The organism is Solemya elarraichensis gill symbiont (assembly GCF_002021095.1).
GTDB lineage: Bacteria > Pseudomonadota > Gammaproteobacteria > Chromatiales > Chromatiaceae.
Map to the genome: position 1 here is coordinate 1 of NZ_MPRK01000042.1, position 10434 is coordinate 10434.

General features: G+C 54.5%; 10 protein-coding genes. All 10 read right to left on the reverse strand.

The genetic code is table 11. From position 1 onward, the window contains the following. The coding region (locus tag BOW51_RS03485) for a sodium/proton-translocating pyrophosphatase (protein ID WP_167367230.1) at positions 1 to 951 on the reverse strand (951 nt) is incomplete at its 3' end. Positions 952 to 1110: 159 nt separating this feature from the next. Next, positions 1111 to 2403 (reverse strand): adenylosuccinate synthase, encoded by a 1293-nt coding sequence (locus BOW51_RS03490; protein WP_078476460.1) that lies wholly within the window; start codon positions 2401 to 2403, stop codon positions 1111 to 1113. 37 nt (positions 2404 to 2440) lie between these two features. Then, on the reverse strand, positions 2441 to 3631 hold the full coding sequence (locus BOW51_RS03495) for an ATP phosphoribosyltransferase regulatory subunit (RefSeq protein ID WP_135568031.1): 1191 nt from the start codon (positions 3629 to 3631) through the stop codon (positions 2441 to 2443). Positions 3632 to 3649: 18 nt separating this feature from the next. After that, complete coding sequence (locus BOW51_RS03500) at positions 3650 to 3835, reverse strand: DUF2065 domain-containing protein (protein WP_043115901.1); 186 nt, start codon at positions 3833 to 3835, stop codon at positions 3650 to 3652. 72 nt (positions 3836 to 3907) lie between these two features. Continuing rightward, entirely contained in the window at positions 3908 to 4765 is an 858-nt protein-coding gene (hflC, locus tag BOW51_RS03505) for a protease modulator HflC (RefSeq protein WP_078476462.1), read from the reverse strand. Continuing rightward, positions 4765 to 5943: an FtsH protease activity modulator HflK gene (hflK, locus tag BOW51_RS03510; RefSeq protein ID WP_078476463.1), complete on the reverse strand. Its 1179-nt coding sequence runs from the start codon at positions 5941 to 5943 to the stop codon at positions 4765 to 4767. Before hflK ends, hflC begins: the two co-directional genes overlap by 1 nt. Before the next feature lie 110 nt (positions 5944 to 6053). Beyond that, positions 6054 to 7346, reverse strand: coding sequence for a ribosome rescue GTPase HflX (gene hflX, locus BOW51_RS03515; RefSeq protein WP_078476464.1), 1293 nt, complete (start codon positions 7344 to 7346; stop codon positions 6054 to 6056). 29 nt (positions 7347 to 7375) lie between these two features. After that, entirely contained in the window at positions 7376 to 7633 is a 258-nt protein-coding gene (hfq, locus tag BOW51_RS03520) for an RNA chaperone Hfq (RefSeq protein ID WP_078476465.1), read from the reverse strand. Between the two features lie 93 nt (positions 7634 to 7726). Next, a complete protein-coding gene (gene miaA / locus BOW51_RS03525) occupies positions 7727 to 8581 on the reverse strand; it encodes a tRNA (adenosine(37)-N6)-dimethylallyltransferase MiaA (RefSeq protein ID WP_245828434.1) in 855 nt (284 codons plus the stop codon). A gap of 65 nt (positions 8582 to 8646) precedes the next feature. Further along, positions 8647 to 10434 (reverse strand): DNA mismatch repair endonuclease MutL (gene mutL / locus BOW51_RS03530; protein ID WP_078476466.1); only part of this gene is annotated, 1788 nt, incomplete at its 5' end.

Consider the following 10434-nt stretch of genomic DNA (forward strand, 5'->3'; position numbering starts at 1 on the left):
GCCGACTGCTACACCTGTCATGGTCACTACGAAGTAGGCCATGACCATGAAAAGAATGGTCGCTCCCATGGTGCCGATACGCAGTGCCACCGCGGGCTCCTTACCGGAAACCAGCTTGACTGTGGCAATACCGAGAATCGAGCTCAACAGGCCGGCAGACGCCAGCAGTAATGGCAGGCTCATGAGCGCTTCCTGTGTACCCATACTGGCAAGCGTCGCCGCTGACAGCGTTGATGCAATCGCGATAGTAGCGATCATGGAACCACAGTAGGACTCGAAAATATCTGACCCCATACCGGCAACGTCACCAACGTTGTCACCAACGTTATCGGCAATAACACCAGGGTTACGTGGATCATCCTCAGGGATACCGGCTTCTACCTTGCCAACCAGGTCAGCACCGACGTCCGCACTCTTGGTGAAGATACCGCCACCGACACGAGAGAAGAGCGCAACAGTTGAAGCACCCATACCGAAACCGTGGATCGCGTGAGCCGTCTCGGGATCACCGCCAAACACCAGGTAGAGAGAACCAAGGCCAATCAGACCCAGTGAGGCAACTGCCAGACCCATGATGGAACCGCCAAAAAAGGCAACTGAAAGTGCTGCCGCTGGACCTTCGTCTTTTGCAGCACAAGTAGTGCGCGAGTTGGCGTGGGTGGCCGTATACATGCCAATCCAGCCAGCGGTAGCAGATGCAAGTGCACCGACCAGGAATGCCAGCGCTGTTTTCCAGCCAAGGCTGAAGTAGAGGCCAACCAGCAGAACCAGGGCAAACATACCCAGCATGCTGTATTCGCGTTTGATAAAGACCATCGCACCGTGATGAATCTCGTCACCGATCTCGCCAACTCGGTCGATTGTCACCGGATGGCGCTTGACCATTCCAAAAATGATAAAGCCTAGTACAAGCCCTATCACTCCAAAAGAAACTGCTATTTCACCAGTCATAACTTACCCCACTTATATGTGTAATTTTTACAATGTAACTTGAATGGTTTTTTACTCAGCAGGACAGAGGCTATGCTTTGAATGCCCCGAAGTATAGCGATTCAGGCATAAATAAATGCACCACTAGGGTGCATTTATTTATGGTGTATTGCACAATGCTTACTCAAACGGGTGTCGCAAAATCATTGTTTCCGAGCGATCCGGACCGGTTGAGATGATATCGATAGGCGTCTCGCACAGCTCCTCGATTTTGCGCAAATACTTCCTCGCGGCTTCCGGCAGCTCGTCATAATTTTTGACGCCAGCCGTTGATTCACTCCAGCCAGGAAGCTCTATATAGACTGGTTCGCACTGCTCAAACAGATCAGCACCAGCCGGTGGGTGTGACACTTCTTCGCCATTGAGATTGTAGGCAACACAGATTTTCAGGGTATCCATACCGTCGAGCACGTCGAGCTTGGTAATACACATACCTGTCACACTGTTGATCTCGAGCGAACGGCGCAGGGCAACCGAATCGAGCCAGCCGCAACGGCGCTCACGCCCCGTAGTTGCACCGAACTCATGACCCTTTTCGCCAAGATGGTTGCCATCCTCATCGAAAAGCTCCGTCGGGAAGGGGCCAGCGCCAACACGCGTGGTATACGCCTTAACGATGCCAAGAATATAGTCGAAATCACGCGGGCCAACGCCTGAACCGGCAGCGGCTCCACCGGCAGTGGTATTGGAAGAGGTAACATAGGGATAGGTACCATGGTCGATATCAAGCAGGGCGCCCTGGGCACCTTCGAACATGATGCTCTTGCCCTCACGACGCATGCGATGAAGGATACCGGGGATATCGTCGATCAGTCCGATCAGCTGCTCACGCTGCTGCAGAGCCTCATCAAGCACCGTTTGGTAATCAACCGCATCCTGCTTGTAATAGTTGACCAGCGCATAGTTGTGATACTCCATCACCTCTGCAAGACGCGCCTTGAAGTGCTCCACATCAACCATCTCACCCAGACGGATGCCGCGACGTGAAATCTTGTCCTCGTAGGCAGGACCTATTCCGCGTCCCGTGGTACCGATCGCCTTCTTGCCACGTGCAATCTCGCGCGCCTGGTCAAGTGCGATGTGGTACGGCAGGATCAATGGGCAGGATTCGCTGATACGAAGACGCTCACGTGCAGGCACGCCCGACTCTTCTAGCATCTGCAGCTCCTCGAGCAGCGCAGCGGGAGAAAGCACCACACCATTGCCGATCAGGCACAGCACGTTCTCGCGCAGTACGCCGGATGGGATCAGGTGCAGAATTGTCTGCTTCCCATCGATCACCAGCGTATGACCGGCATTGTGCCCGCCCTGGAAGCGCGCAACCGCCGACGCCTTATCAGTCAGCAGGTCTACGACCTTGCCCTTGCCTTCATCTCCCCACTGGGAACCGATTACTATGACATTCTTGCCCATCTCTACACTTCCGAAAATAAAATCAAAAAAACCTGTCTCAATTCCCTTTCTCGACACGCCAGCCAGAATCTGTCTTGCGTATCACCTCGTCGCACTCCATAGCGACCGTATCAACATCCTGCCCCGGCAATTCCTGGATGACGATACGTCCTTCCTGGCGCAAGCTGTTGACCAGCGCAAGTAATTCAGCGTCATCACCCCAGGGTGCCAGAATGCGTGTCGGTTGCTGCACCTGCTGCACAGAGCCAAGCTCCGAGAGGATGCGCAAATCAGTACTGAAACCTGTTGCCGGACGTGCACGTCCGAAGGCATGACCAATATCGTTGTAGCGACCACCGCGTGCAATCTCGGTACCACTGCCAGGCGCAAATGCTGCAAATACAATACCTGTCTGGTAGTGGTAAGCGCGCAGTTCAGCAATATCGATATGTACACTCGCACCGCTGACCCTCGATGCGATCGAGGTGGCGATTTGTTCAAGATTTTCGAGCGCCGCCTTAACCTCCTGAGAGGCCTTTGCCAACCTGCTTTTCGCGTCATCAAGCGTTGACATATCGCCACACAGACTAGGCAAAGCCAGCAGCATATCGGCCATATCACTGTCCAACTCCAGTTCGGCGATGAGCATCTCGATCTCAGGCAGCGCCTTACGCTGCAGTGCATCGAACAGCACCAATTCATCTTCACTGCTGATACCTGCCTGCTCGACAAGTCCACGATAGATACCCACGTGCCCAAGGTCGAAATGGATACGCGGCAAACCTGCCGCCTTGAGCGTATCCAGCATCAGGGTCAGCACCTCGACATCGCTGGCAACACCATCATGACCAAACAGCTCGGCGCCTACCTGCAGCGGACTGCGGGATCCGCCAAAACCGTCGGGGCGTGTCCACAGTACGTTACCGATATAACAGAGCCGTGACGGCGTATCGCAGCACAACTTGTGCGCATCAATACGTGCAACCTGCGGCGTCATGTCTGCACGCAGGCCCATCATGCGGCCACTTAGCTGATCGGTCAGCTTGAAAGTCTTCAGATCCAGATCTGCGCCGGTTCCGGTGAGCAGGGATTCGACGTACTCGACCAGCGGCGGCATCACCAGCTGATAACCCCACCCGTGGTACAGATCCAGTAACCGCCGGCGCAACTGTTCAACCTGTTCCGCCTGTGGCGGTAACAGTTCATCTATGCCTTCCGGCAGCAACCAGTGTTCATTATGGCTTTTCATCATTCTCTTTGTCGTTTTCTACAGACGCACCAGGTAAAGCAGGACAAGACCGGCAATCATACTGATTATCCCCGCCGTTCGCATCGAATTGTCGTCCATATCGGACATTTTACGCATTGTCTCGCGAAACTTCTGTGGCGAAAGAAAGGGAAAAATTCCCTCGATAATCATCAACAGTGCGAGTGCCGCCCACAGATCCTGCATAGCCTTGCCCGGGTCAATCCTGAAAAAGGCCGGGACAAGCCCGGCCTGTGCAACTAACTCAACATTCTGATTCTACTGCGATTGCTGATTCAAGTAACGAAAAAATTCCGATTCAGGATTCAACAGCATCACGTCACCACCCTGCTCGAAGATAGTACGGTAGGAGCTGAGACTGCGCCAAAAGGCATAGAATTCAGCATCCTGCTCAAATGCAGTGGAGTAAATCTCTGCAGATTGCGCATCACCCTCACCACGGATTTTCTCCGCATCACGATAGGCTTCAGCAAGCAGTTCTGTGCGCTCACGCTCTGCCTCTGCGCGAATCCTTTCGGCTGCCTCGGCACCCTGTGCACGCAGCTCCTTGGCCGCACGTTCACGCTCGGTACGCATACGACTGTAGATCGCCTCGCTCAACTTCGGGGGAAAATCAACCTTCTTGACACGTACGTCGATAATTTCAACACCCAGGTCTGATGCATCTTCAGATGCTGACTTTGCAAGCAGCTCCATGATTTCGGCACGTTCACCCGAAATAACTTCCTGGATGGTGCGCTTGGCGAACTCGTCACGCAGTGCCGTGTTGATACGTTCGCCCAGCAGCTCAGCTGCACGTCGCATATCACCGCGCGTGGTACGGTAGAACTTTTCGACCTGCAAAATGCGCCACTTGACGAAAGAGTCCACCACGACAAACTTCTTGTTGATGGTAAGAAATTCCTGTGGGCGTGAATCAAGCGTCTGTATGCGGCGGTCAAACTTGATCACGGAGTTGATCAGCGGGATACGGAAATGGACACCCGGATCATATTCGGCCTCGACGATCTCACCGAGACGCAGCTTGATAGCAACCTCGCGCTCATCGACGACAAATGCCATGGAAACCAGTGCAACCAGTGCAACCAGTACGATTCCAACGATTAATTTACCCATCAACGAGTCCTCCTGTCACGGCTGCCGCGTGAATCAACACGCCCTGTTGCCTGGCTGTCGCCGGGATCTGCCGCCGTCGTCCCAAGATCATCCAACTGCTCCTGCTGAGGAGCTGTACGGATGCGCTGCTTCATCAACTGGTCCAGCGGAATGTAGGTGAGATTATTGCTTGAGTTGGTATCCATGACCACTTTACTCGTGTCACTGTAGACCTGCTCAACAGTTTCCAGATAAAGACGCTGGCGTGTCACTTCAGGCGCCCTCTTGTACTCGCCAAGGAGCGAGAGAAAGCGCGCAGACTCACCTTCAGCCTCTGCAATGACCTGTGCCCTGTAGGCCTTGGCATCTTCAAGACGACGGGCAGAAGCACCACGTGCACGCGGTACAATCTCGTTAGCATAGGCCTCGGCCTTGTTCTCGAAGCGCTCCTTGTCCTCACGTGCCTTGTTGACGTCATCAAACGCCTCTTTTACAGCAGGTGGTGCACCCGCACGCTGAATATTAACACCAACAATCTCGAGACCAGTCTGGTAACGTTCGACCAGTGTACGCAGGCCCTGCTCTACAGCATCTGCAATCTGGCTACGATTCTCCGATACGATAATGCTGTCGAGTGGATTCTGTCCCACAACCTCACGCAGTGCTGTTTCGGTCGCATCGCGAATGGTTTTCTCCGGGGCAAAGTCCCTGAACAGGTAGGTTTCAGGAGCGGAGATGCGATACTGTACCTTCAATTCCAGGTCGACGATATTCTCATCACGCGTCAGCATGTGTGCCTCAACTTGAAAGTTCTCGACATTATCAACGTTAACCTTGATAACTTCCTCTATTGGATAAGGTATATGCCAGTTAGGACCCGGTTGGGTAACATCATCGAAGGCACCAAAACGCAACTCGATACCACGCTCTGCCGGCTGGACAATATAGAATCCACTGGCAGCCCAGACCGCGACAGCAAGTACCAACAGCGCAACAATACCCTTGCCGCCTATGCCGCCGGGAAAGCTGACACCGCCACCGGAACTTTCTCCGCCGCCGTTGTTACGCGACTTGCCAAACAGGCCGCCGAGTTTTTTCTGTAGATTCTTAACTACTTCGTCAAGATCGGGTGGGCCGTCATTGCGGTTACCTCCACCCCAGGGGTCGCGATCGCCGCCACCCGGTTGATTCCATGCCATTCAAAACTCCGGAATAGTAATTTAATTATGGGCAAATAATGCCAAAGCACGAATTCTAGCCGGATTGGCGCACAATTCATACCATGCTCTTAGAGAGAGTTTGGACTACGTCACCCTGCGGATGGTTCCTCGCGCAACAGCGGGAAGTTCTTTTTGAGTTGATTGAAGCTACGCAGAGGCATTCTGAAACTGACGATCGTGTCGCCCTGCTCTGAATATTTCTCTTCGAGAATCTCTGCTTCACGGTACAGCGCAGCCCGCAATGCGCCTTCTGACGGGGGCAATTCGAGCGTTTTCGTCACCTGTTCATTCGCAACCAGTTCAACCAGCGCATCGACAAGCAGATCGATTCCCTCACCGCTAACGGCAGAAAGCCAGACCTTGATCGGACGTCCCTCATCATCTCTTTCGATGCGCGGCTCGACCTCTTCCATCCTGTCGATCTTGTTCATTACGATCAGCTGCGGAATAGTTTCCGCCTTGATCTGCTGCAGCACATCATCCACTTCAGCAACCTGCAGCTGGTACTGCGGATTGGAGGCATCGACCACGTGCAATAACAAGGAAGCATCGATAGTCTCTTGCAGGGTCGATTTGAATGCCGCGATCAACTCGTGCGGCAGGCGTGAGATAAAGCCAACCGTATCTGCCAGCACCAGCGAGCTGTTATTCGGTAGTTCAAGCCGCCTGAGTGTCGGATCAAGCGTCGCAAACAGCTGATCCTGCGCATAAACGTCCGCCTCAACCAGGCGATTGAAAAGGGTCGATTTTCCGGCATTGGTATAACCGACAAGGGAAGCAGTCGGCGTATCGGCACGGCGACGCGCCTTGCGCCCCAGTTCGCGCTGGGCATCAACTTTCTCAAGACGTTTCTGGATACGGGTAATACGCGCCCCGATGAGACGCCGGTCTGTCTCCAGCTGGGTTTCACCCGGTCCGCGCAGGCCGATACCGCCCTTCTGGCGCTCAAGGTGTGTCCAGCCTCTTACGAGGCGCGTGGAGAGGTGCTTGAGCTGTGCCAGCTCAACCTGCAGCTTACCCTCGAAGGAGCGCGCCCGTTGGGCAAAGATATCCAGTATCAGGCCGGAGCGATCGAGTACACGGCAGGAGAGTTCACTCTCCAGGTTACGTTCCTGTGCCGGAGACAACTCATGGTCAAAAATGACCAGTTCGCCGTCGTGCATCGCCAGCAGTTCCTTTAACTCTTCAAGTTTGCCCTTGCCAATAAAGGTGCGGCTGTCAGGAGATGAACGTACACCCGTGAGCTGTGCAACTGCCTCAGCACCGGCTGAACCAGCGAGTTCAGCAAACTCCTGGAGTTCCTCCTCGTCAGGCTGTCCGGAAAAACCGACATGCACAAGAACGGCGCGCTCGCCACTATCCGGGCGTTCGAAAAGCTCCACGAGTTAATCAGTACCTGAAAATGGTGATATCAGGCGTTACCCGGCTCAGGCTGGTCAGAATCGCCATCATCAGTGGCAAGACGGACATTCCGCGCAGGCACAATGGTGGAGATGGCATGTTTATAGACCATCTGGCTGACAGCATTCTTGAGCAGAACAACAAACTGGTCGAAGGACTCGACCTGACCCTGCAGCTTGATGCCATTCACAAGGTAAATCGAGACGGGTACACGCTCCTTACGCAGCGCGTTGAGAAAAGGATCTTGTAGATTTTGCCCTTTTGACATGATGGTTCATCCTATTGTGGCTTGGTTATTGTAATTGTATGGCGTAAAACACCGGCGCCAGTCTGCATATCATAGACATCTGCAGCTTGAAACTCAATGGACTCCAAATTGTGGTAATTGTTCCCCAAGCTCACTTCGCTGTTTCAGCCAGATCGCATCCTCTTCCTTTCTGAGCCAGGTCATTTGGCGCTTGGCGAGCTGCCGCGTGGCCGTGATCGCCGTCTCGACCATCTCATCACGACTGATTTCACCACGAATATACTGCAACATCTGGCGGTAACCGACGCTGCGCATTGAGGGCATATCAGGTGTGAGGTCAAATTTCTCCAGTAGTGAGCGCACCTCCTCCTCGAAACCTTGTGTGATCATCTGCCCGAAACGCACAGCAATTCTTTCACGCAGCTCCTCGCGGCTAAACGGTGCCCACACCAGTTTCAGCACCCGGTAAGCCAGCTGGTCCTGTTTTTGCTGTTGCACCTCCGTCAAGGGCTTGCCGGTAATGCGATAGACCTCCAGCGCACGCTGAATACGTTGCGGATCGTTGGGATGGATCCGCTCTGCTGCCGCCGGATCAACTTGCTGTAACTGCCGGTGCATCGCTTCCCAACCACCCTTCTGCGCCTCCTCGAGCAACTGCGCCCGAATCGACTCATCGGCCTCGGGCAGTGGTGACAAACCGTGCTGCAGGGCGCGAAAATAGAGCATGGTGCCGCCCACCAGCAAAGGAATACGTCCGGCTTCTGTGATCTGCAGCATCTCGCGCAGCGCATCCTCGCGAAAACGTGCGGCAGAATAGGCCTCGTCCGGATCACAGATCTCGATCAGCCGGTGGGGTGCGCGGCGTAACTCCTCAGCCGTTGGTTTCGCGGTACCGACATTCATATCGCGGTAGACCAGTGCAGAATCAACACTAATGATATCGCACGGCAGGCTCTCAACCAGCTCCATTGCCAGTTAGGTCTTGCCCGATGCAGTTGGCCCCATGAGGAAAATGGCTGGTGGCAGTTGTTGCTTCATTGTCCGCGGCTGAACCACTTGTCGATCTCGCCAAGCCCGAGTGGAATCCAGGTTGGACGGCCATGGTTGCATTGACCACTGCGTTCTGTCGCTTCCATGTCGCGCAAGAGTGCATTCATTTCGGGAATTGTCAGGCGCCGGTTCGCCCTCACTGAGCCATGACAGGCAATCGTGCCAAGCATCTCATTGATATGCTCAGCCACGCGCTGGCTGTTTCCATAAACAGCAAGGTCGGCGAGGACATCGCGCAGCAGCTGTTCGGCATTGGCGCCCTGAAGGTAGACAGGCATCGAACGAATTACAAGCTTCTCCTTGCCCAGTGCATCGATCTCCATGCCCAGTTCCAGCAGCTGGTCACGGCAGTCGCGCGCCAGTTCAGCCTCACGATTGCTGACATCGACAGAGACAGGTACCAGCAACGGCTGTGAACGCATACCACCCTCCTCCAGCGCCAGTTTCATGCGCTCATAAGTAATTCGCTCATGGGCTGCATGCATATCGACAACAACCATACCCTCGCTGTTTTCGGCAAGAATATAAATTCCATGCAACTGTGCCACCGCGTAACCCAGTGGTGGAACATTCTCATCCCCTTCCGGTAACAACGCCTCGCCTGCTTGTTGCTGTTCCGGTATTGATGCTGGCATCTGCAGGCGGGTGACTGCTTCATAAGTTGCCTGCTTGTCGCGTACTGAGAGACCGAGGGACTGCTGTGGAGGCATGACCGATTGTGTATAGGCAGGCCTTTCTGGAGAAAGTGAAGGTTGAGTGGTCGATGTGACACCCTCTCCACTATCTGTCGGTAGATCGCCAGGACGGTTCTCGCCAATCACCTTGTGCAGGGTGCGGAAGATAAAATCGTGAACCAGGCGTCCTTCCCTGAAACGCACCTCGTGCTTGGTGGGATGCACGTTAACATCAACCAGCACAGGATCAAGCTCAAGGTAAAGAACATAGGCAGGATGCCTGCCGTGAAAAAGCACATCCTGAAATGCCTGGCGGATAGCGTGCGCGACCAGCTTGTCACGCACCATGCGGCCATTGACAAAAAAGTGCTGCATATCGGCCTGGCTGCGCGAGAAAGTCGGCAAGCCAACCCATCCCCACAGGCGCAAACCCGCTGCCTCGTGATCAAGCTCGAGGCAATTCTCGACGAACCCCTTGCCGAGGAGTTGTGCCAGGCGCTGCAACTGCTGCTCTCGTTTCAGGGCAGGTGCAAGGCGCAACACCTCGCGACCGTTATGGCTTAAGCGGAAACCGACATCGAAACGCGCCAGTGCAATGCGTCGCAACAACTGGTCGATGTGACCGAACTCGGTCTTCTCGGTTTTCAGAAACTTGCGTCGCGCCGGCGTGTTGTAGAAAAGATCGACAACCTCAAGCGTGGTGCCGACAGGATGTGCTGCTGCACTCACCTCGCCGGCAGAATCTACTATGGTGGCATGCGCATCATCAGTGGTGCGGGATGTCAGGGTAAGACGTGATACCGAGGCAATACTCGGCAGGGCTTCACCACGGAAACCCATGCTGGCAATGCGCTCAAGGTCCTCAAGTGACGTGAGCTTGCTGGTCGCATGGCGTGATAGCGCCAGGCCGATATCATCAGCGAGAATACCGTGACCGTCATCGCGGATGCGAATGCGTTTGACGCCGCCCTGGTCAACTGCAACATCAATATCTGTTGCGCCTGCATCAAGACTGTTCTCGACCAGCTCCTTGACCACGGAAGCCGGGCGCTCAACAACCTCGCCAGCGGCAATCTGGTTGATGAGAACTGAAGGAAG